This is a genomic window from Neobacillus sp. S1115, from assembly GCF_055385565.1.
This window is the reverse complement of the sequence record NZ_AP038275.1, coordinates 1,107,995-1,130,663: the sequence shown is the minus strand read 5'-3', so window position 1 is coordinate 1,130,663 and position 22,669 is coordinate 1,107,995. Positions and strand designations below refer to the sequence as shown.

Annotated in this window: 23 protein-coding genes; 5 read left to right on the top strand and 18 right to left on the bottom strand. The window is 41.8% G+C overall.

What is annotated here, in order from left to right:
- Positions 1-59: 59 nt before the first annotated feature.
- Positions 60-653: a DUF1836 domain-containing protein gene (locus tag ACZ5B7_RS05510; RefSeq protein WP_464493002.1), complete on the bottom strand. Its 594-nt coding sequence runs from the start codon at positions 651-653 to the stop codon at positions 60-62.
- 131 nt (positions 654-784) lie between these two features.
- On the opposite strand from ACZ5B7_RS05510, the gene trhA reads away from it, so the two are divergent.
- Positions 785-1,432: a PAQR family membrane homeostasis protein TrhA gene (gene trhA / locus ACZ5B7_RS05505; protein ID WP_464493001.1), complete on the top strand. Its 648-nt coding sequence runs from the start codon at positions 785-787 to the stop codon at positions 1,430-1,432.
- A 38-nt stretch (positions 1,433-1,470) separates the two neighbouring features.
- On the opposite strand, the gene modA is transcribed toward trhA, so the two are convergent.
- From modA to ACZ5B7_RS05480, 5 genes are read right to left on the bottom strand one after another with little or no spacing between them, the layout of a single operon-like run.
- On the bottom strand, positions 1,471-2,256 hold the full coding sequence (gene modA / locus ACZ5B7_RS05500; RefSeq protein WP_464493000.1) for a molybdate ABC transporter substrate-binding protein: 786 nt from the start codon (positions 2,254-2,256) through the stop codon (positions 1,471-1,473).
- The gene (locus tag ACZ5B7_RS05495) at positions 2,253-2,624 is read right to left on the bottom strand and encodes a DUF488 domain-containing protein (protein WP_464492999.1); all 372 of its coding nucleotides are present in this window, start codon (positions 2,622-2,624) and stop codon (positions 2,253-2,255) included. Before ACZ5B7_RS05495 ends, modA begins: the two co-directional genes overlap by 4 nt.
- Positions 2,624-2,854, bottom strand: a complete 231-nt coding sequence (locus ACZ5B7_RS05490) for an excisionase family DNA-binding protein (protein WP_464492998.1) — start codon at positions 2,852-2,854, stop codon at positions 2,624-2,626. Before ACZ5B7_RS05490 ends, ACZ5B7_RS05495 begins: the two co-directional genes overlap by 1 nt.
- The gene (locus tag ACZ5B7_RS05485) at positions 2,855-3,886 is read right to left on the bottom strand and encodes a DmpA family aminopeptidase (protein WP_464492997.1); all 1,032 of its coding nucleotides are present in this window, start codon (positions 3,884-3,886) and stop codon (positions 2,855-2,857) included.
- Positions 3,883-4,818, bottom strand: a complete 936-nt coding sequence (locus ACZ5B7_RS05480) for a dipeptidase (protein WP_464492996.1) — start codon at positions 4,816-4,818, stop codon at positions 3,883-3,885. Before ACZ5B7_RS05480 ends, ACZ5B7_RS05485 begins: the two co-directional genes overlap by 4 nt.
- Before the next feature lie 199 nt (positions 4,819-5,017).
- Between ACZ5B7_RS05480 and ade the strand changes: the two genes are divergently transcribed.
- Positions 5,018-6,763, top strand: coding sequence for an adenine deaminase (gene ade / locus ACZ5B7_RS05475; protein ID WP_464494440.1), 1,746 nt, complete (start codon positions 5,018-5,020; stop codon positions 6,761-6,763).
- A 492-nt stretch (positions 6,764-7,255) separates the two neighbouring features.
- On the opposite strand, the gene ACZ5B7_RS05470 is transcribed toward ade, so the two are convergent.
- From ACZ5B7_RS05470 to ACZ5B7_RS05450, 5 genes are all read right to left on the bottom strand, one after another.
- Complete coding sequence (locus tag ACZ5B7_RS05470) at positions 7,256-7,621, bottom strand: ArsR/SmtB family transcription factor (RefSeq protein WP_213146463.1); 366 nt, start codon at positions 7,619-7,621, stop codon at positions 7,256-7,258.
- Positions 7,622-8,041, bottom strand: a complete 420-nt coding sequence (locus ACZ5B7_RS05465) for an SRPBCC family protein (RefSeq protein WP_464492995.1) — start codon at positions 8,039-8,041, stop codon at positions 7,622-7,624.
- A gap of 151 nt (positions 8,042-8,192) precedes the next feature.
- Positions 8,193-9,503 carry a purine/pyrimidine permease gene (locus ACZ5B7_RS05460; protein WP_464492994.1) on the bottom strand — a complete coding sequence of 437 codons (1,311 nt, stop codon included), beginning with the start codon at positions 9,501-9,503 and terminating at the stop codon, positions 8,193-8,195.
- An 18-nt stretch (positions 9,504-9,521) separates the two neighbouring features.
- Positions 9,522-10,490, bottom strand: coding sequence for a bile acid:sodium symporter family protein (locus tag ACZ5B7_RS05455; RefSeq protein ID WP_464492993.1), 969 nt, complete (start codon positions 10,488-10,490; stop codon positions 9,522-9,524).
- 18 nt (positions 10,491-10,508) lie between these two features.
- Entirely contained in the window at positions 10,509-10,853 is a 345-nt protein-coding gene (locus ACZ5B7_RS05450) for a rhodanese-like domain-containing protein (RefSeq protein ID WP_464492992.1), read from the bottom strand.
- 149 nt (positions 10,854-11,002) lie between these two features.
- On the opposite strand from ACZ5B7_RS05450, the gene ACZ5B7_RS05445 reads away from it, so the two are divergent.
- Complete coding sequence (locus ACZ5B7_RS05445) at positions 11,003-11,959, top strand: DMT family transporter (protein ID WP_464492991.1); 957 nt, start codon at positions 11,003-11,005, stop codon at positions 11,957-11,959.
- A 51-nt stretch (positions 11,960-12,010) separates the two neighbouring features.
- Here the strand turns inward: ACZ5B7_RS05445 and ACZ5B7_RS05440 are convergent, their stop codons facing one another.
- Positions 12,011-12,943, bottom strand: coding sequence for a COX15/CtaA family protein (locus ACZ5B7_RS05440; protein ID WP_464492990.1), 933 nt, complete (start codon positions 12,941-12,943; stop codon positions 12,011-12,013).
- Positions 12,944-13,202: 259 nt separating this feature from the next.
- Between ACZ5B7_RS05440 and ACZ5B7_RS05435 the strand changes: the two genes are divergently transcribed.
- The gene (locus ACZ5B7_RS05435) at positions 13,203-13,496 is read left to right on the top strand and encodes a hypothetical protein (RefSeq protein WP_464492989.1); all 294 of its coding nucleotides are present in this window, start codon (positions 13,203-13,205) and stop codon (positions 13,494-13,496) included.
- A gap of 77 nt (positions 13,497-13,573) precedes the next feature.
- Here the strand turns inward: ACZ5B7_RS05435 and ACZ5B7_RS05430 are convergent, their stop codons facing one another.
- Complete coding sequence (locus ACZ5B7_RS05430; RefSeq protein WP_464494439.1) at positions 13,574-15,799, bottom strand: bifunctional diguanylate cyclase/phosphodiesterase; 2,226 nt, start codon at positions 15,797-15,799, stop codon at positions 13,574-13,576.
- Between the two features lie 276 nt (positions 15,800-16,075).
- Here ACZ5B7_RS05430 and ACZ5B7_RS05425 point away from each other — a divergent pair, with 276 nt between their 5' ends.
- On the top strand, positions 16,076-16,591 hold the full coding sequence (locus tag ACZ5B7_RS05425) for a DoxX family membrane protein (RefSeq protein ID WP_464492988.1): 516 nt from the start codon (positions 16,076-16,078) through the stop codon (positions 16,589-16,591).
- A 46-nt stretch (positions 16,592-16,637) separates the two neighbouring features.
- On the opposite strand, the gene ACZ5B7_RS05420 is transcribed toward ACZ5B7_RS05425, so the two are convergent.
- From ACZ5B7_RS05420 to ACZ5B7_RS05400, 5 genes are all read right to left on the bottom strand, one after another.
- Positions 16,638-18,296: a glycoside hydrolase family 13 protein gene (locus tag ACZ5B7_RS05420; RefSeq protein ID WP_464492987.1), complete on the bottom strand. Its 1,659-nt coding sequence runs from the start codon at positions 18,294-18,296 to the stop codon at positions 16,638-16,640.
- Positions 18,297-18,339: 43 nt separating this feature from the next.
- Positions 18,340-19,359 carry a LacI family DNA-binding transcriptional regulator gene (locus ACZ5B7_RS05415; RefSeq protein ID WP_464492986.1) on the bottom strand — a complete coding sequence of 340 codons (1,020 nt, stop codon included), beginning with the start codon at positions 19,357-19,359 and terminating at the stop codon, positions 18,340-18,342.
- Positions 19,360-19,410: 51 nt separating this feature from the next.
- Positions 19,411-20,223: a carbohydrate ABC transporter permease gene (locus tag ACZ5B7_RS05410; protein WP_464492985.1), complete on the bottom strand. Its 813-nt coding sequence runs from the start codon at positions 20,221-20,223 to the stop codon at positions 19,411-19,413.
- Positions 20,223-21,083, bottom strand: coding sequence for a carbohydrate ABC transporter permease (locus ACZ5B7_RS05405; protein WP_213146749.1), 861 nt, complete (start codon positions 21,081-21,083; stop codon positions 20,223-20,225). Before ACZ5B7_RS05405 ends, ACZ5B7_RS05410 begins: the two co-directional genes overlap by 1 nt.
- A gap of 180 nt (positions 21,084-21,263) precedes the next feature.
- Entirely contained in the window at positions 21,264-22,568 is a 1,305-nt protein-coding gene (locus tag ACZ5B7_RS05400) for an ABC transporter substrate-binding protein (RefSeq protein ID WP_213146748.1), read from the bottom strand.
- Between the last annotated feature and the right edge of the window lie 101 nt (positions 22,569-22,669).

The window sequence follows — 22,669 nt, the reverse complement described above, 5'->3', positions numbered from 1 at the left end:
TTTTTATATTATAAACGGAAGAAATTTTCACCGATTATGTATAAAAAAAACAGAGACCATTATGATCTCTGGCGCTTTCCTTCTTTGTCAATCACGATGCCGTCAACGAGCTTCTCTGCCGCTTTTCGATATAAATTGCTCATATGGACAAGGGACGAAATCATCAACACCCGTTCCAGATATGGCGACGTATCCTCCTGCCCTTCAGCGATTTCTTCCTTTACCTCCAACCCTCTTCTTGTCATTTCCTCTTTGAAATCGGAGACATTTTGGGCAGTCAAATTTAGATAACTGTTATAGAAAGAATCTAAATCGATATCTTCCTTTATTATTCTTTTGTTAATCCCATCAAGACTCGTTTTGATATCGTTAATGGATAGAGCACCTTTAAGCTGATAGATTAAACTGATAAGGATGAGATGCTCTTTGGAGTATTTTTTATTTTTAATAGGAAAAATAAGCTTTCCTTTGGCGTAATTGTTAATCATGGTTTTCGTAAGAATTTTTTCATCATCGTTCCGCTTCGATTCCGCAAATTTATTTTCGAAAAGCTGGATGACCTGATCCATATATAAATCTATCTTTGGAATCTCATCCAACGGCAAATTCGCTTCCAAATCAAGTTCTTCAATGATTTGATTGATTTTTTCCATTACTGTTAACCCCGTTCAATTCTTAATATTTTTTATTATACCTGAAGACATAGACGTTGACTAGATTCTGATATACTTGTATCATTATATGTAGTTATTAAAACTACGTAACGGAATAGGAGTGTTAAAAAATGAATGCGTATATTCGGGAGCCCATTAACGGACTCACTCATTTGACGGGTGCGATTCTGTCTTTTGTCGGACTGTTGGCGATGGTGATTAAAGCCTCACTGACTTCCCCTTCGCCCCTTGCCATTGCCGCTGTCATCATTTTTGGTATTAGCATGATTCTTCTTTATTCAGCCTCGGCAACCTACCATATGGTCATTGCGCGGGATAAAGTGATTGCTTTTTTAAGAAAGCTTGACCATTCGATGATTTTTATCCTGATTGCCGGTACGTACACTCCATTCTGTTTTATCAGCTTAAATGGAAAAACAGGTGCTGTTCTCTTTTCGATTATTGCAGCAATCGCCATCTGCGGCGTTGTTTTTAAAATGGTTTGGTTTCACTGCCCGCGCTGGATTTCAACAGCCCTTTATATTGCGATGGGCTGGATGGTGGTCTTTGTTTTCTCTCCGCTCTCCGGCAGCATCAATCCATACGGCTTATTCCTGCTGGTACTGGGCGGTGTTTTTTATACCGTTGGCGCCGTCATTTACGGGGCAAAGCCGAAGTTTTTACAATTTAAAAATTGGGGTTTTCATGAAATTTTCCATATCTTCATTATGCTTGGAAGCTTGGCCCATTTTATGTGCGTGTTTTTATATGTCATCTAACGAAAAAGAGCCTGGAAGCGTCCAGGCTTTTTTCATGCTTAATGTATGTTTTTAAATCCGTATTTTTTAAAAATGTCCATCGATGTTTGATTTTGAAGATATTCGAGAAACAACTCGGCTTCTTTTGGATGTGCCGTTTCTTTTACAACACCTACCGGATAGATGATGGGAGTGTGGGTGTTGTCCTCTGCCGTTGCTGCTATTTTAACCTTTTTGGAGGTTAAGGCATCAGTTTTATAGACAACTCCCGCATCCACATTGCCGGTTTCAACATAGGTAAGGACTTGGCGGACGTCTTTTGCGTAGACCACTTTACCTTGAAGGGAATTCCAAATATTCAATGCTTCGAATGTTTCCTGCGCATATTTTCCGGCAGGCACCGATTCCGGGGTACCAACGGAAATGTTTTCCGCGCGCGAAACATCTTTAAAATTATTAATCCCTTTCCTATTGTCCTTCGGAACAACTAACACCAGGTCATTTCCCACAAGATTAACGCTGTTTTTCTTTTCAATATCTCCTTTTTGGACCAATAAATTGAATTTATCCTCTGCAGCCGAAAAGAACAAATCTACAGGCGCTCCTTGAGAAATTTGCTGCTGCAGGGCTCCAGAAGCACCAAAGTTATAATTTATTTGTACATTTGGATGGGCTTTTTCAAAGCTTGCTTTAATATCATTCAAGGAATCTTGCAGACTTGCGGCAGCGGAAATGGTTAATTCCACTTTAGCATCTTTCTTATCCGTTTTATTGGCTTGATTATTGGAAGAACATCCGGATAGAACTAACACTAACAGCAGTGCTGTGAAAAATATTTTTTTCACCCGATGTCCCCTCTCTTCGTTAACCCCTCATACAAAACCACCGCATGGTTATAGACCGTGTCCTTTGCACCGTATAAAAGCGTTACGTTTTGAGAAGCTGCCATCTCGAATATTTGACTAGTTAATCGAAGCTTTTCCTCATCAGTACGAAGTTCTTGAATATAACGGCTGCGAAACTCGTCAAACAACTCCGGTTTGTGGCAAAACCACTTTCTAAGATCTGGGCTTGGCGCGATCTCTTTATACCAATGATCGAGCCTTGCCGCTTCCTTCGAAATCCCCCTCGGCCAGAGCCGGTCCACCAAAACCCTGCACCCATCCGATTCATCGTAAGGCTCATATACTCGCTTTAAAAAAATATTTGCCATTAATCCTCATCCTTTACGTCCAAGTCTTCAGGTATAGGTTCACTCAAGATTTCCTCTACAAGCTGTTTGTATTTTTCCATTTGTTTTAAATGGGTGTTAAATTGTTCCTTGTTGATTAAGTAATCACTGCCGTCAAAAAGAGCGCGGATTTTTTTCCGCTGAATGAGCTTTTTAACGTCAGCTTCAGATGTGGATAAAAACTCTGCTGTTTCTTTTATTGAAAGGTACATTTAATTTCCTTCTTTCCTTAAACAAATAGCTTCGACAACATGGTCTTCCCTTCCATGTGTGGTTACGGCCTGGGTCAAGGAATTAAGAATCGCTTCCTCCGCCGCTTCAGCTGCTGCGGCAAATAGCTGATTCATAATAGGATGGTCTTCGCGCAGCTGTGTCCGTGTTTCAGCCGTCTCATCTGAAAAATGAGGAATTTTATGAGCGTTTGAAAAGGCAATCACAATATCGCCACTGCCGTGACTGAAATGGCTACCTGTCCGCCCAAGACCAATTCCGCAACGCTTCGCCACGCGTTTTAACTGCCGATCGCTCAACGGGGCATCAGTTGCTAAAACGATAATAATGGAACCGTCAGCAGTTTCTGAAAGTCCGGCTCCGGTTTCATATTGAAAGCCGCGGAAATCTTCTTTTTTGCCAAAATTACTGAGAACCATGCAGCCCACTGTATAGCCTGATGCCACTCGGGATGATGTGCCAATCCCGCCCTTGTAGCCAAAGCAGACCATGCCTTTTCCGGCACCAACGGCCCCTTCTTCAGCTTGCTGATTGGAGGCCTTTTTGATTGCTTCAATGGCATGCTCAGGTTTAACCGGAAACTTACGAATTGAATTTAAATAGCTGTCATTGCATTCCCCAACCACAATATTGATGGTTCCAGTCGTATCACCGATTTCTGGATTTTCCTCCAGCATATATTCAAGCGTGCCTTGAGTCACCGCCGGGACTCCAAAGGTGTTTGTTAACATAATCGGCGATTCGAGAACACCTAATTCATTTACCTGTACTAGTCCGGTTGTTTTGCCGAAACCATTCAGGACACAGCTTGCTGCCGTCACTTTTTCTTTAAATATATTTCCGCTATGGGGTAAAATGGCGGTTACTCCCGTACAGGCATAGTCTGTGCCGGTTTCATTTAAAGGATAATCTAGTGTCACGTGCCCAACCATTACCCCAGGGACGTCAGTTATGCAGTTTTTTTCGCCAGTCGTAAGCTTTCCAATGTTCATACCGATTTGACGGATTTTCATCGAGCTGCCCCTGGCCGGTGATCAAGGAAGTTTTGTGAGGCAAAGCCCCTAACCTCTTCTTCGCTGTAATGTTTTAAAAGTTCGTTGATCAGGTTCTGTGATTTGGCAGCATTCTCTAAATCAATGATAAATTGGGAGATTCCATCAAAATCCGATCCTAAGCCAATTTGCTTTACCCCGCCAAGGGAGCAGAAATGATCAATATGCTTGATAAGGTCACTAATGTTCGCATCGCCAGATTCATTGATAAATGGCGGATTATAGACGACATGGATCAATCCGCCCTTTTGGAACATGGCCGCAGCTTGCTCATCAGTTAAATTACGCGGGTGATTACAAAGGGATTTGGCATTGGAGTGGCTCGCAATCGGGTAATCTGCAAGTTCTATGACATCCCAGAATGCTTTTTCGCACAAATGAGAAACATCCGTTAGGACTTGATGTTCGTTGTTTAATTGCACGATTTCCTTACCAAATAGTGTAAGCCCCGCCCCGCGCGGCTCGCCGGCACCGTCAGCCGCCAAATTGGCGTTATTCCAGGTAAGACCGACAGAACGGACACCTAATTGGAACAATGTACGCAACTTCATAAGGTCATTGCCAATCGCGTCGACACCTTCAAGCGTCAGCATCGCGCCAATCTGGCCAATTTTGAGCTGGTCAAAATCAGCCCAATTCTTTATATGTACTATATCGGGATTTTCCCCTAAGACTTCCTTATAAAAATAATCTACTTGCTCCAGCGCTGCCTGGAACTTTTGGTCAGATGGGATATCCGGTTCGATAAAGATCGCAAAGCACTGTGCCTTGATTTTGCCTTGCTGCAGGCGAGCTTTGTTTGTCTCTAATTCCGGGGCATTGGCAAAGCGCAGCTTACCTTTACCTTCCGAAAGCTTAAGTAATGCATCACAATGCAGGTCAATGATATTCATGTCGGCCGACTCCTTTTTTTAAGGAAATTGTATCATAAAAAAGCTAGCGGTTATAACCTAGTATTTAAATCGTATATATTCAATTTTGCAGTCCTTTTTATTTTTGGAAGGACTTTATCCCACCTTGTAATAATTACGTACACTAACAGAATACTAGTATGGAAAGAATATATGTCAGATATAGAGTTCAGGGGGGATGGTGCGCATGGAAAGACAACAATTGGCAAGAAGAATCTCGGTTGCATCCGGTAAAGAACCAGCGGATACAGTTATTAAAAACGCAAAAATTATCGATGTTTTTAATGGGGAAATGATTGAAGGGGACATTGCGATTGCGGATGGTTACTTTGCGGGCATTGGCACATATGAGGGGAAACAGGTGATTGATGCGAATGGGGCTTATTTAACTCCAGCCTTCATCGATGGACATGTTCATATCGAGTCATCCATCGTCACACCTTCCGAATTTGCCAAAGTTCTTCTTTTGCATGGTGTAACGACTGTTATCGCAGATCCACATGAAATTGCCAACGTTCTCGGTACCGAAGGAATCCAATATATGCTCGATGCTTCCGAAAACCTGCCGTTTGACTTTTACTTTATGCTCCCTTCCTGCGTCCCTGCGACTGAGTTCGAACATTCCGGTGCTGTTTTAAATGCCGAACATTTAAAACCTTTTTTTCAGCAGCCAAAGGTTCTAGGATTGGCTGAAGTCATGAATTTTCCTGCAGTCCTTAACTGTGACAAGGATATGCTCGAAAAGATTGCTACTTCCAAAGCCTTTGGGAAAAAAATTGATGGCCATGCTGCCGGTCTTTCCGCAAATGATATAAATGTGTACATGGCTGCCGGCATCCGAACCGATCACGAATGTACAAACGCAGCCGAAGCAAAGGAACGTCTCAAGCGGGGGATGTATGTCATGATCCGCGAAGGGACTGTGGCCAAGGATTTACATCAATTGATTCCCGTCGTAAATGAGTGCAATGCCCGCCGCTGCTTATTCGTGACAGATGATAAACATCTTGACGACCTGCTTCATGAAGGAAGCATCGATCACAATGTTAGGCTGGCGGTCGCATCGGGCATCTCACCAATAACCGCTATTCAAATGGCAACGATCAACGCAGCAGAATGTTTTGGACTTGAGGAAAAAGGGGCTATCGCCCCCGGATATAAAGCAGATTTCATCATCTTGGAAGATCTTGAAACGATTAAAATTGCCGATGTTTATAAGGACGGGACAGCTGTTGTCAAAAAAGGAGCCATTGTACACTTTCCAGAAAGCAGCCAGCCGGAACTCCCAAGCTCTTTAACCCAAACCGTTCGTTTCCATGAAATTTCCGAGGATGAATTTCAAATTCCGGTTCAATCCCACAAGGCAAACATCATCGAAATCATTCCAAATAGCCTGGTGACACGTCATATCGTTGAACAAGTGGAAACAAATGAGTCCGGTTTCTTTCAATGCTCTTTGGATATGGACCAGCTAAAATTGGCCGTGATTGAACGCCATCATCAGACTGGTTTTATCGGTTTGGGAATTGTCAAAGGTCTGGGGCTGAAATCCGGTGCCATAGCGACTACAATCGCCCATGATTCCCATAATCTTGTGATTGCCGGCACAAACGATCATGATATGGTGATGGCCGCCAAAACGATCAAAGAAATGCAAGGCGGTATGGTGGTCATAAAACACGGCCAAATTCTTGCATCATTAAAACTTTCGATTGCAGGATTGATGTCGGACCGCCCCTATCAAGAGGTTTACACCAACCTGAACGAGATCCATCTTGCACTAAAGCAGTTGGGAGCTAATCTCACGTTTAATCCATTTTTAACTTTATCCTTTTTAACACTGCCGGTCATACCCGAATTAAAGCTTACCGACATGGGCTTGTTTCAGGTTTCCAAGTTTCAGCATATTTCTATTGATGCAGGTTAAAAATGGTACCCATTTCCAAGAATAATCCTCCAGTTGGGTAACCAATAAAGGATATGAATGACCGAAAACGAAATCATTTCGCAGGTTCGGTAATCAATAAAGGGTATGAGTGACCGAAACTGAAAACATTTCTCAGGTTCGGTAACCAATAAAGGATATGGGTGACCAAAACTGAAAACATTCCACAGGTTCGGTAACCAATAAAAGATATGGGTGACCAAAACTGAAAACATTCCACAGGTTCGGTAACCAATAAAAGATATGGGTGACCAAAACTGAAAACATTCCACAGGTTCGGTAACCAATAAAGGATATGGGTGACCGAAACCGAAATCATTTCGCAGGTTCGGTAATCAATAAAGGGTATAGATGCCCGAAACCGAAAACATTTCGCAGGTTCGGTAATCAATAGTTACCCAAGGATAATGGGAAAATTACCAAATTGGGAAGCAATCTTATAGCCACAATGTTTACGAAAAAAAAGAACCCGTTCTAAGGTTCTTTTTTTTCTGTCTCTGATTGAATCACTTTTAGGCCGCTGTTTTCCCTGCCCGTTTCCACGATATGTTTCAACACAGAAAGCCTATTGTTCCAGAATTGGTCATAGAACTGCTTTAGCTCCGAGAGCGGTTCAGGATGGAGCCGGTAAATTTTTTCACGGCCTTCCTTTCGTCCGCTGACCAATTCCGCCTCGGAAAGGATTTTCAAATGCTTGGCAATAGCCGTCCGGCTTATCGAAAAATGCGATGTGATTTCCGAAATTGGCAATTCTTTTTCAGAGAGAAGCTTTAGCACTTCTCTCCTGGTAGGGTCAGCAATTGCCTGAAACACATCATGCTTTTGTGCTGCTGCAGACACTTAGCCCTCCACAATCCTTTTTAATTTTTCGATAATGCCATTCCAGCCGCCAGACATGTGTTCACGAATGACACTAGATTTTTGACCGGCTTTACCAATGACTTCATCAGCAGGCTTCCAACCGCCATGAATTAACGTAAACTCTGTTTTCTCGCCTAAGTCTTTCAAAATAAAGGATGCAAACCAGCCTTCTGTATCCCATTTAAATGACAGACGATTGGGCGGATCAAATTCGGTTACTTTACAAGGAGATGGACCAAATGGAGATTGCAAGTGAAATTCATGACCCACTTCCGGTTTGAAGTCGTTTGGCATGAACCATTCCCCAATCGCTTCAGCCGTAGAAACATGCTCCCATACTTTTTCTATTGGTGCTTCGATGACAATCGATTTCTTGATATCTTCTAGTGTATTTACCATTATAATTCGCCTGCTTTCTCAAAAAATATACAACCTTTTGGTTTCACATTTACAATTATATAAAACCATTTGGTTTCATGTCAACACAAAAGTTCCTTAATACTTTCCCCAAAAATGCATATAAAAAATCCCTTCCACAAATCAGAAGGGATTACGCTGTCTGCTCGATTTTCCTTTTTCGAAATATAACATGCTCTAACACAAAACATAAAATGAGGCCGACGAGCAGTCCGTTGGACACAATGTTCCGCAGCCATGGAGCGATATTTTCAAAGGCTTCTGGCGGTAAAAACATGATCCCAATTCCTGTCATTAAAGAAATCCCAATCACCATCAGGTTCCGTCCCGTCGGCTCCTGCCCCATTAAATCGCGGATACCAAACCCTAGCAATTGTGTAAACATTGTAAAAAGGGATGCATAGGCAACTTCTAATGGCAGTGTTGCTAAAAACCCTCCTATATACGGAAAAAATCCTGACGCTGTGATTAACACCGCTCCTATAATGAGCGGTAGCAATTTTTTAATGCCAGTGGTCATAATGAATCCAGCAGAAATAGCCAGCGGGATGACGCCCACTACGGAAAAGAGACCGGAGAAGATTAAACCAACTCCATTCCCAAAAATCCCCTTCTGATACTGAGTAGGCTTTACCCTTTTTTCTAAGGCCAGTCCCACTACCAAAACGCTGGAGATTACGTTGGAGATGAGGACGACCGAAGTAAGAATCGTGGTTAAGGCAATCCCAATATCAAACTTCGGGGTTCCCCAAGAAAAAAATTCAGGAATGCTGAACCATTTGGTGGGTTCATAAGCTTGTTTTGTATCACCCAAACCAAAGAAATGAAACATGGCCCAGCCAACAATAATCCCAGCTAACGGACCTAAACTTCTTAAAATGCCAGTTGTTTTTAATGATATGAATAAAATAATGACAACAACTAGGAAACAAATAAGTGCAATTTTCCCGTTTAAATGGCCGGTAGCGGTGAAGCCAAGCATGCTTTTTAAAAACGAACCACTCAATTGACTGACTAGGAGAATTAAGTAAACACCCGTCACAATTGGTGTAAAGAGGAGGCGTATATTTTCAATAATCGGCAAAAACCCGATTATAGCCAACAATATTCCGGCGATGATTAGCCCCATTTCTAATTGTTGGAGCACATTTCCTTGATTTGCTGGGACACTCATAGTACCGAGCAGGATAAAGATGGCCCACCACATTCCTGCTGCCCCTTCCACGAGGGGAAGACGATGGCCGAAAAAAATCTGAATTAAGGTAGCGATTCCGGTTACAAACAGCATGCGCTGCATAAAGTCAGCGATTTCAGCCGGTGCCATATGAAAGGCTGCTCCAACAACGACCGGCACTGCAATTACGTTCGTTAACATAAAAACAGCCCACTGAATTCCCTGGACACTAGTAATCAATCCGCTATCCTTTATTGTTTGTTCCTTCATGATAAAATTTCCTTCTTTCTAGACAGCAACTGAATCCTGCTTTTCCGCGCCTTTTTGGTAGTATTTTGCGATAAAATGTCCATTTAAAGACGCTAATATTTGTTGGAAAAGCATCCCTACCACTACCGGAACGGCCACCGCCGGCGGGAAATAAGTGACGCTGATGACAGCCCCGGCACTAATATTTCTCATTCCCCCTGAAAAGGTCAAGGTGATGGCCGTATTCCGATCGCCAATCAAAATCCTCCCCAGGAAAAAAGAAAGCAAATATCCGCACAGTGCAATAACAAAGACTGTAACCATGATACCGATTAGTTTAAGGTCAATATTTCTAAGATAGGGAGCAACAACCGCTCCATTCAGCATCACAACAATACCCATACTGATTTTTGAAAATGGGGCAAGCTTTACCCCTAATTGTTGATTTATTTTTCCTTTTGTCCACTGGTTTAACAGCATTCCGATAATGGATGGGATCACAATCATTCCCAATAATCCTTTCATGATATCGACATAATCCATTTCAATTTTTTGTCCCATAAAAACTGAGAGAGAATATGGAACAATGATTGGTGATAACAAGGTGTCGATTAAAATAATGGATAACACAAGCGGAATATTTCCTTTATAAATGGAAACCCAAACAAAGCTCGTAATGCCTGTTGGAATGACCATCCCTAAAATTAAACCCGTAATGGTATAGGCATCATTCGGGAAAGTGATATGCCCCACTCCCCACGCAAACAGCGGCATGAGAATATGGAGAATCAGCATTGCTATAAAAATTGGAAAAGGATGAAGCATCGCGTCTTTCAACGATTTGAAATTGGAATTTAAGCTTCCGGCAAATGTCATAAAGGCGAAAATCCACGGGATTAAAAAGGACAAATCCTTTATATAAGCACTTAAGATAACCCCGGTTATAACACTAACCGGGGTTATAAATGGCATAATTTTCTCTAGTTTTTTATTCAATTTTTGCAGCATAAAGGATCGCTCCCTTTTTTAATCTTCAAGTGACTTTAAAAAGTCCCTCCAGGCTGTGACGCCGCCTTCCAATAGCGTGACCTGATAATTTTCTCGTTCAAGGATATTCGCGCACTTCGCTGCCGAATTCCCGGTCGTGCAGGTAACAATGACCTCTCTGTCTTTAGGTAAGGTAAGCTGTTTGTCCTTATTTTCTTCAAGTTCAAATATTTCTGTTTTTGGAATGTTGCAGCTTTCAACATGGGAATCTTCTATGTGAAACTCATTGTATTTCTCGTTTGCCCGGACATCCAAAATCATAACATTTTCTTGTCCTTGTAATCTTTCATGCAGCTCTTTAGCTGTAATTTTTTTCACTGTCACCCTAACCACCCCCATTCAAAAGAATAACACAATTTTATAATTTGGGAATGTAATATCTTTCGTTAATCGAAAAAAAGCTGAACAAAAAAGACTTCCACTGTTGTATAATATTGCCATTATATTTTATGGAATAAGAAAGAAGTGGAGATATGGCAAAAGCGCAAAAATTCCAGATGTATTTGCTGCTCGTTATGGTAATGGCAGTTTGGGGATTTAATGTTGTCGGTATTAAAGTAATTGTTTCGAATTTTCCTATCGTTACGATCACGTCATTACGGATTTTCACTGCAGCAATATCTGTCTTTACTATCCTAGCCTTTTTAAAGAAGGTCCGGATACCGACTAGAAAGGAACTCCGTTATATCGCTGTGGCTGGATTTTTTAACGTGGTCTGTCATCATTTCTTTTTGTCGATTGGTTTAAGCAAAACCACTGCCACAAACGGAGGGCTCATTCTTGGGCTTGGTCCGCTCTTGTCAGCCATTCTGGCGTTTATCTTTTTAAAGAGCAGGGTAACGTTAGTAAAATTTTTGGGAATCATCTTAGGCTTTACTGGGGTTACCTTTATTGTAACGGCAGGACAAGGCGGTTTGTCCCTAAGCAGCATTTCCCTTGGCGATCTGTACATCTTTTTATCGATTCTTACACAGGCATATAGTTTTGTGCTGATAAAGAAAGTTTCCGATACGTTGGATCCCCGCTTATTGACTGGATACATGATGCTTTTTGGGTCGATTGTTTTATTTTTCATTAGTTTATTTATGGAACCAGGCGGGTTAAAGGAATTATCTAACGGGTCCTTCGGTATTTGGATGATTTTTCTCGCTTCTGCCGTATTCGCCACTGCGATTGGTCATATGATTTACAATTATGCTGTAAGCAAGGTTGGCGTAACGGAAGCAGCCATCTTCATCAACTTTGAGCCCTTCTTTACCTTAGTCAGCGCGGTGACGATTCTTGGAGAAAATATATCCGTTGCGCAAATCCTTGGATTCCTTCTTATTTTATTTGGGGTGTTATTTGGCTCTGGGGCGCTCGAGGAATTCCTTCATCAGTCGCAGCAGAAGAAGAAACCGGTGTATGGCGGAAAAGCAAAGCATTTATAGTTTCTAAAAAGAGCGGGCGCTTAAATCGGCATTTTTCAAGCGCCCTCTGAATTAATCAAAACTTTTCCGATCCCCATGCGGTCTATGCTTTCTTAGGCCGGAAACCGGAACCGCTCTTTCCCCCAAATAAATCCTTGCCTCGCTGACAATCGCAAATAGGGCAGTTCCGATAGCAAGGTGAAGGACGGCCCACGGGATGGAAATCGAAGTTTCAATTACCGCCGCACCAATGATCAATTGAAAAAAGACGGTTAATGTCCCCAACAATAAGCGTTTCTGCAGACCCTTTCCCCATCTTTTTGAAAAAGACCAGTATGTCAAAAGCAGGATGTAAACTGCGGAAATACCAGCCAGACCGCGGTGGAGGGTTTGCAGCAACTCAGGTGTACTTGAAGGAAAAAATGTTTGCCGACAGCCCAGCCACCCGCAAGCCATACCAAACGATTCATGTTTAATATAGGCTCCAAAGGCAACTGTACATGTCAAAAGAATGAGTAATATGTTCAGATGGATCGTAGCAGTTAGAGTCTTTTCAGTAATGAAGTCAACTTGAATAGCCTGATTTTGAAATCCTCGGTATCTCCAAATCCAAATTAAGAAAACAAGAAAAGTAAAAGCGATGATGAGATGAATGGTAATTATGATGGATGGCAAATCGCGGACTACAACAATCGCACCAAGCAGGATTTGAATAATAAGAAGCCCTAACATTGAAAAAGCAGCCAATCCGACCGTCTGCCCCCTATTTGCCCTCAAAAGCTTAATAAATAGAACAAGGGATAAAATCCCTAGCAAAGCACCAATTATTCGATGACCAAACTCGATTAAGGTTACCCCTTTTAAGACAGGCACTACTTCTCCATTACATAACGGCCATTCCGGCCCACAGCCCATTCCGGAATTAGAGGAAGCCACATAGCCGCCAAACACAATTAAGAAATACGTTAGAAGCATACAAATAAATGCTAACCGTTTGATTGTCACCTTTCGCCCTCCAATTTAGGGAAAATTTTGAATCTATTTACAATTTAACAAAAACGGACAATCATTTCGGTGATATGCATCACGATTGTGCCTCTAGGAACCAAATTTCCGCCTTAAACATACCGTATACTGCTATGCTGTTTGCTATAAAAGGAGTGTTATGATGTATTACAACCCTTTTCATTATTCTGTAAATCCGCCAATGACGTATTATCCTTCCTACACCATACACTTTCCTCCGCCAAGGGCCTACCCGCCAGTGAATACGAAAATTTTTGAACAATCCATCAAAACTTTCCGTGTTTTAATGAGGCAGGGGAGCTTGCTGCTCGATCGGCTTAGTGATGTCGGATTTGCCCGCAAAATCATGAACGCCGCCCAGCAGGGGAAGCACGCCGAGGTTGACAGCCTCATTAAATCGATTGGACTCACCATTCCTGTTGGCACAAGGTTTACGCCATCAGGTGTAGCTTTCATCCTCACTACACCAGCCACTCAGGCTCAGCCTGCTGACTGCTGCACTTTATCTATTAACATGAAATGGGGGCAATGACTTACCCTAATCGGCATCTTCATATAAATTCCTTCCGAGCGGCAGCATAAGGTATTTCTAAAAAAAAGTGGTACCCATTAAAAACGGATACCACTTTTATTGCGTTCAAGATACATCTCAATCTCGTCTGGCGGTAATGGTTTGCTAAATAGGTAGCCTTGGCCGACAGCACAGTCATTTTGCCGCAGGAACTCCAATTGATGTCCGGTTTCAATGCCTTCTGCGATGACTATATAATTCAGGTTTAACCCCATATCAATAATTGTTTTTACCAACATTTCTTGACTTGCAAGGAAAGGTACATCCTGTACAAAGGATTTATCGATTTTGATTTTATGAATGGGAAGACGGTTTAAATAGCTTAACGAGGAATAACCCGTCCCGAAATCATCAATGGATAAAAGCACTCCCATCCTCTCCAATTGATGAAGGATGTAAGACGATTTTTGCAGATTCTGCATGATGCTCTCCGTGATTTCCAATTCAAGAAGCCCTGCATCGAGTCCTATTTCTTCCAAAACCGCTGCAGTATATTCAATAAAATGGTCATCTTCGAACTGGCGTACCGATACATTGACAGCGATTGGAAAATCCGCTTTTCCCGCTTTGCTCCAATCCTTCCTTTGTCTGCAGGCTTCCCTAAGAACCCACTTGCCAATTGGGACAATCAGCCCCGTCTCCTCAGCAAGCGGAATAAATTCAGAGGGTGGAACAAAGCCGTGTTCCGGGTGATCCCAGCGGATTAATGCCTCCATTCCCACAATCTCCCCGGTTGTCAAGGAAAATTGCGGCTGATAATAGAGCATCAGCTGGTTGAATTCCAATGCTTTACGCAGACCATTTTCCAATTCCATCTTTCGGACTGATATTCCATTTAAACTAGATGAATAAAATTGAAAGTTATTCCCGCGCTCTTTTGCCTTATACATAGCGGTATCGGCATTTTTTATTAAGCTTTCCTCATCAGCGCCATCTTCAGGATAAAGACTAATTCCTATACTTGTTGAAACAAAGAATTCCTGATTATTTACGCAGAAGGGCTTTGAAAAGGCAGTTAGGATTTTTTCGGCTATATAGGTCACTTGCTCCTTATCGGTGTCTTCTAGTAAAATGATAAATTCATCTCCACCCTGCCGCGAAACAATCCCATTCTGTTGAACTGCACCTTGCAGTCTGCCTGCTGCCATTTGAAGGATTATATCCCCAATAGAATGGCCCTTCGTATCGTTAATAATCTTAAAGCGATCCAAGTCTAAAAATAACACAGCCGGTTTTTGGTGTTGGTGATTTGTTACTGCCTCAGTTAAGTGGGCCTTAAAGCTGTTTCGATTTGGCAAGCCGGTTAACGCGTCATAGTAAGCCATTGTTTTAATCGTTTGCTCTGCCCTTTTCCTTTCCGTAATATCCCTGCCGACAATTTGCACAGCAAATCTGCCTTCGAAAAGAATTGGGTTTGAAGCCATTTCGACATCTATTAATTCACCATCAAGCCGTTTTACCTGAAATTCGAAACTTACTCTTTCCTGAATAGGGTTATCATAGGATCCAACCCTCCTTCGAATTGTCCGGAAAATGTTATTGGGAACATAATTTAATGGCGACTTGCCAATTAGTTGCTCCGGATAGGCTGCGCCCATCAGCCTCCATCCAGCCTCGTTAATATATTCAATTTTCTCCTCACTAACAACAGCGATGATGTCAGGGGACATTTCTACTAAACTGCGATAGCGGTCCTCACTTTCCTTCCGGTCGGTAATATCAAATAGTACACTACTAAAATAAACAAAGTTTCCTTTGGAATCCAAAGTCGGGAAACCCCTGTCATAAATCCATCTCACCTCACCGTTAGGCCGGATAATTCGATACTCACTTGTAACTGTTTCCCCAAGTGCTATTTTATGCTCACGTTCAGATATGATGGGTAAATCATCCGAAAAAATGACCTTTTTCCATAAAGCATGGTCATGATAAAAGTCTTCTAACGATACTCCATACAATTTCTCAATCCCTTGGGTAATGAAAAGCTGATTGGTTTTGAGGTCATGGGACCAAATCGCTACATCTAGGGAATCATAAATATTTTTTAACTTTTGTTCATTTTTTTCATATTCTACTGATTTTTTCCCCATTTCCTTTAAAGTGACCAGGAGAAAAGGAATGGCACATACAATCACCGCAATGGTGGTAAAGTGAAATAGTTTAATAGATGGAAAATTGAAAGAAACAATTAAATCAAGTAGCTCTGAAAAAACAAGCAAACAAATGATGATCATCCACTTTATTCGAAAATTTGCCAATTTCATTTCCCTCAACGTTCTTTCCCCTTTTTTCGCTTCGAAAATCATTAATTTTAAAATAACAAAAAACATCTAACTTTACAATTGTTGTTAAAGCGGAAGTGGCAGCGTTTTCAATGGTAAAAAATGCGGGCATCCACTTTGAATTTTGTACCGTTCAAGGAACTGTCAAAACATTTCGAACAAACTTTGAACTTATTACTATAGCCATGTTTTTTACTGAAAAATTCTATATATTGGAAGTAGAAAGAAACAAATAAATTTTGAAAGGTGGAATGAGTTATGTTTAACAAATTCTTAAGGGAGAACAAAGTCTCCGCAGCCATCTTACTTGTTATCCGCTTATACCTTGGTTACGCTTGGTTCACAGCAGGTCTTCATAAATTAACAGGCGGCTTCGATGCAGCAGGATTCTTAAAAGGAGTGACAGCAAACCCTGTAAAAGGTCCAGATGGAGCTGTTGTTTACGGCTGGTATGTAGATTTCTTAAAAGGTGTGGCCCTGCCAAACGTAGATCTCTTCAACTTTATCGTCCCTTGGGGTGAAATGTTGGTTGGTCTTGGATTGATGCTTGGATGTTTGACAACTGCAGCTATGTTCTTCGGTCTTGTGATGAACTTCGCCTTCTTCTTAGCCGGAACTGTATCTCATAACCCTACTGACATCTTCCTTGGCTTTATCATTCTAGCCGCCGGCTATAACGCAGGACGATTTGGTTTAGACTACTGGGTAGTTCCTTTCTTCAGAAAAATGACCAAGAAACATGCTGTGACTGAAAAACCTAATACCACTGCTTAACAAACTCTAGCAAAAAAGACGATTCGCAAAGTCGAATCGTCTTTTTTTATTTCAAGCGATATACCCTTGTTTCATATGGCTTTAAAATTGGTTCGCTCGTTTTTGGAACTTCATAATTATGAAGCAGCAAGGAGCTATTTTCAAAGTTAACTCCTTTTACCTTTACCTTACTATCTGAAAGGTTGGCAATTACCAGCACCTTTTCCTTGCCAAGTGTTCTGGTGTAGGCAAATATTTGTGGGTCTTTTGCCAAAAGTAAATCATACGTGCCATACGTAAACACTTCATTGGCCTTTTTCAAACGGATCATTTTTTTGTAAAAATTCAATATGGAGTCCTGGTCGTATTCCTGTGCCGCCACATTGATTTTGCGATAATTTGGATTGACCTTTAGCCATGGAGTTCCGACGCTAAATCCAGCATTCACTTCATTTGACCACTGCATCGGCGTCCGGGAATTATCGCGGCCGCTCGCCCAGATTATCTCCATGATGTCCTCATGTGGTACACCATCCGCCCGTTTCAAGCGGTACATATTTTTTGCCGAAACATCATCATAATCCTCAATGGAATCAAAGCGGACGTTAGTCATGCCGATTTCCTGGCCTTGATAAATAAATGGCGTCCCCTGCATCAGAAAATAAATCGCAGCAAAGGCAGTGGCACTTTCCCGCCAGTATTCCTTATCATTTCCCCAGGTGGAGACTACGCGGGCCTTGTCGTGGTTTTCAATAAAAAGGGCATTCCAGCCGCTCCCTTCCAGCCCTTTCTGCCAGCGCGACAGGACATCCTTAAATTCTACTATATCCAGTCCTTTTTTTACCTCAGCATCCCAAAGAGCAAGGTGCTCGAATTGAAAAATCATGTTGAATTTGCCCTGCTGTTCCCCGACCCAAAGCTCAACGTCCTTAGCATCATCAGCGGTGACACCATTTGCTTCACCAACCGTCATAATGTCATATTTGGAGAACGTCTCTTCCTTTAATTCCTGAAGAAAATCGTGTATCCCGGTCACGTTCATCATTTTTTCAAAGCACGGAACATAGGGAAGCCCCATTGGATTCGGCATGTCGGGGAGGCCAGCTTCCTTTTTGATATGGCTGATGGCATCGACGCGGAAGCCGTCAATCCCTTTATCAAGCCACCAATTTACTGTTTGATAGAGGGCATGGCGGACCTCTTCGTTTTCCCAATTAAGGTCAGGCTGTTTTTTTGAGAAAAGGTGCATGTAATATTGGTCAGTTGTTTCATCATATTCCCAAGCAGGCCCGGAAAAAATGCTTTCCCAGTTATTCGGTTCCTTTCCGCCCTTACCGTCGCGCCAAATATACCAGTCGCGCTTCGGATCGTCCTTAGAGGCGCGGGATTCAACAAACCATGGGTGTTCATCGCTCGTGTGGTTGATGACTAAATCAAGAATTAGCTTCATCCCTCGGCGGTGAGTTTCTTGTAAAAGCAAATCAAAATCCGCCATCGTTCCAAACTCTTTCATGATTTCCTGATAATTGCTGATATCGTAGCCGTTATCATCATTTGGCGACTCGAACATTGGGCAGACCCAGATAACGTCGATTCCTAAATCCTTAAGGTAATCAAGCTTCGTGATGATCCCCTGGATATCGCCAATCCCGTCTCCATTCGAATCCATAAAGCTGCGTGGGTATATTTGATAGGCCACCGCTTCTTTCCACCATAATTTACTCATATCTTCCTCACTGACTTTCTATTTGTTAGTCCATTGTTAGTACTTACCTTTTTGGGGCGCATGATTTTCGTTCAATCAGCTTCGTCGGGATTGTAATTCGTTTTGGCAGGGTGTCTGGATGCTCAATTTTTTCAATTAAACATTGCGTTGCCACCTGGCCCAGTTGAAAGGTACCGATATCCACTGACGTTAATGGAGGCTTCGAGTGCTCCGATAATGAAAGGTTATTAAAGCTGATAATCGAAATATCTTCTGGCACTCGAATGTTCAAAGCATCCAAGTGGCTGATGATTTCATACGCCATTAAATCGTCCTGGGTGACAAATGCAGTTGGCTGCACTTCCAAATTGATCAAAGATTGAATGGCATCCCGTCCATTTTCATTAACAAATCTTTCATGAACCAAATAGGCTTCATTTACGGGAAGACCCGCTTCTGTTAAAGCCATTCGATAACCATTTAAACGGTCATGAGCGACAACAAAGTCCAAATTCCCGCCCACGAAGGCAATGTTTTTATGACCAAGGTCAATCAAATATTTTGTCACCTGATTAGTTATAAAAATATTATCGTTGTCAACATACGTAATTCGTTCTTCATAGGTGCTTGGCCGGCCCACTACGGTAAATGGGAAGTCTATTTCCGAAAGGTACTGCATGGTGCGATCATTGACCCGTGAATATAACATGACAATCCCATCGACCCTTCTCCCATTTACCATTGACAGCACTTCCTCGTGAATTTCCTCCTCCGTTGAACCTGTGGAAAGGTAAATCCCGTATCTGCTGTCATGGGCATTCATGCTGATTCCTCGTAAGACTTCAGGGAAGAACGGGTTGCGGAAAGCATGATAGGCTGAGTTCGGCATAATGACACCGATCGTTTGGGTGCTTTTGGCGGCCAGACTTCTTGCTTGCAAATTAGGATAGTATCCTAATTCCTCCATGACCTCTTTCACACGCCTCTTAGTCTTCTCACTGATTCTCGGATTGTTGGCTATCACCCGAGAAACCGTTGAGGGCGCCACATTAGCTGCCTTTGCTACATCCTTAATCGTTACCACAGTGCTTCCCCCTAAGCCAATAAAGTTTGATTCTATTATATAGTAAATTTGTTATTTAACTGCACCTTCGGAAATCCCTTTAATAATTTCACGCTGGGCAAAGAAATAAGCAATGATGACTGGAATAATCGCAATGGTTAGTCCGGCAAGGGCCAGATGCCACTGCTTCGTATACTCTCCAAAGAAGAAGAACATCTTGAGCGGAATCGTCTCCATTCCTTCCTGGTTAATAACCAAGGATGGAAGCAGGTAGTCATTCCAAATCCAAATTGTATTCAAAATCGCGACGGTAACCGTAATTGGTTTTAACATTGGGAAGATGATATACCAAAAGATTTGGAATCGGTTAGCTCCGTCAATAGTGGCTGCTTCATCCAATGATTTAGGAATGCTATTTAATGTACCATGATATAAAAAGATTGATAAACTGGCGCCAAATCCGAGGTACATAAAGATAATGCCAGCCCGGTTCAACATTTCTAATTCCCCAAATATCGTCACCAATGGAATCATAACTGATTGGAACGGGATCAGCATTGCTGCAACAAACAGGAAGAATATAAAACTACTGATTTTACTTTTATTCCGCGATAAAGCATATGCTGCCATCGATGAAAAAACAATGATCACCAGTACGCTAACCACTGTAATCAACACGGAATTCATGAAAGTTTGAAGAAAATTCAGCTCCGTAAAGGCTTCGATATAGTTATCGAAGTTAAAGCCTGCCGGAAGCTTTAGCGTATCCTCGAACATTTCACGCTTTGTTTTAAAGGAGTTCACAATCATTAAGTAGAAGGGAGAGAGCCAGATAAGACCTAATATAATACCTAGGATCTCAATGGGCCATTTATTTTTCCTCATTACATTTCAACCTCCCTCTTCTTATTGATGTATACCTGTGTTAAGGAAATGACAGCAACAATCACAAAGAAAATAACCGCTTTTGCCTGCGCATACGCCATTTCACTTTCAGTAAAGGCCGTTTTAAAAATTTCCATTGCCACCATTTGTGTGGAGTTATATGGTCCTCCGCCAGTAAGCGATAGGTTTTGGTCGTAAAGCTTGAACGTATTGGACAAAGTCAGGAACATGCTGACTGTAAAAGCAGGTGCGACTAATGGGAAAATAATGTAGCGGAGACGTTGGAATGGACTTGCTCCGTCAATTTCTGCTGCTTCTATCAATTCACCAGGCACGCCTTCCAAATAGGCAATGTAGATGACCATGATGTATCCGGACATCTGCCAGCTCATTAAAATGACAAGTCCCCAGAAACCTGTTTGGGTAGTAGAAAGCCAGCCTTCTAAACTTTGAATTCCAAACACTGAACCAATTCCAGCAAATACTTTAATGAAAATAAACTGCCAGATAAAACCAAGAATCAAGCCGCCAATTAAGTTTGGCATAAAGAAAATCGTTCTTAAGAACTTATTGGATTTAATTTTTGAAGTGACAATAAGGGCTAAAGATAAGCCAAAAAGGTTAATTAGAATAATGGAAACCACTGAAAATTTCACGGTAAACCACATGGAATCTAAAAATTCCTTATCATCCAAAATGGCCAAATAATTCTCAAGGCCAACGAAACTGCCTACTTCGATTCCGTTCCAATTAGTAAAAGAATAATATATACCAAATACCAGCGGGACGATCACAACCATAGATAAGGCCAACAGAACTGGTGCTAAAAATAGCCAATAGGATAAATCCCGAGTACGCATCATGGTAAAAAACCTCCAAGCAATAATCTCTATCTCTCGTTTTATAATGAGAGAAAAGGGGCTGATTGATAAGGGGAAGCTTCCTTACGAACCAGCCGCTTGTCTCTCAAACAATAATGGGTCCTTTTGTTAAGGACCCATTATAAATTTGTGTTAGAACAACGCCTCAGCGTTCATTGATTATTTATTTCTGGATTTCTCCCAGGCTGCTTGAGTAGCTTTCACAACATCTTCCCACTTAGCTTCTTTGCTCAAGTATTTCTGGATTTGCACGCCAAGCTCGTTTTGTCCCCAGCCAGTTGGGTAACCCATGAATGTCCAGCCGATTGTTTTGCCATCTTGGGCATATTGATAAATTTCTTTTGAAAGCGGATCGCTGATTTTTGATGCATCAAAGCCATCATAAGCAGGGATAAATTTAAAATCGTTGATAACCGCTGCTTTACCTTCGTCAGAAGTATATAACCAGTCTAGGAATTTCTTCGCTTCAGCAACAGTTGCTTTGTCCTTGTTGCTGTTTACGCCCCAGTACATTGGAATCCCTACAGGAATCGCATCTTCTTTGTATCCTTCAACAGGGATTGGCAGGATGCCGATGCCTTTTTGGGCAAATTCCTTGTCAATGCCTTCGATGGAGCCATATACCCAGTTACCTTGCTGGATCAATGCTACTTTTTGCAGGGAGAATAATTCTTCAACCTGCTTAGAGTAATCTAAGCTTACAGTTGGCTGTACAGAATAATCGTTTTGCAGATCAAGCACTTTCTTGAATGCATCGCCGTATTTGAAGTCAACTTTTTTTGCGTTATATGCGTTTAATACGTTGTTATCAAATTCCGGAGCAAGGAAAGCATTGGATAAGTGAAGACCAGTTACCCAAGTTTCTTTACCAGGAAGAGCAAATACCGCTTCAAGTCCAAGTTCTTTTTTCTTGGAATCTAATGTTTTAACTGCTTTTTCTAGGTCAGCATAACTCTTGATTGATTTTGCATCAATGCCGGCTTTTTCAAATACAGCTTTGTTGTAAATCAAACCGTAGCCCTCTTGGTTGTACGGTAAACCAAGAATTTTTCCGTCCTTTGATACTCCGTCAAGAGTACCTTTTAAGGCAGCTTTTGATGCTTCAGTATCAGAAAGGTCAGCAAGTTTCTTCTGCCAATCTTCTACGTCCTGCGGACCGCCAATGTTATAGATGGCCGGTTCTTTGCCGGAAGCAAATTTGGATTTAAGGGCCGCACCATAATCTTCACCGCCGCCAACAGTCGTGATGTTGATTTTTACACCCTTGTGTTCTTGCTCATATTTTTTAGCAACTGTTTCAAATTGCTTTTTAAATTCAACCTTAAATTGGAAAACATCAATTGTCACATTGCCTTTTGAACTTTCGTTGGAAGAGCCCTTATCAGCGTTTCCACAGCCAGTTAAAAGAAGGCTTAGCGATAAAACCCCTGCACCTATGCCGGAAAATAACTTTTTCTTGTTCATCATTTACCCCCATGCTTTGCATAATAATTTTTGGTACATCGTCTTTTGCGCAGCTACCATATTGACAGAGATGTAGGTAGTATTGACAGATACGACTTCTA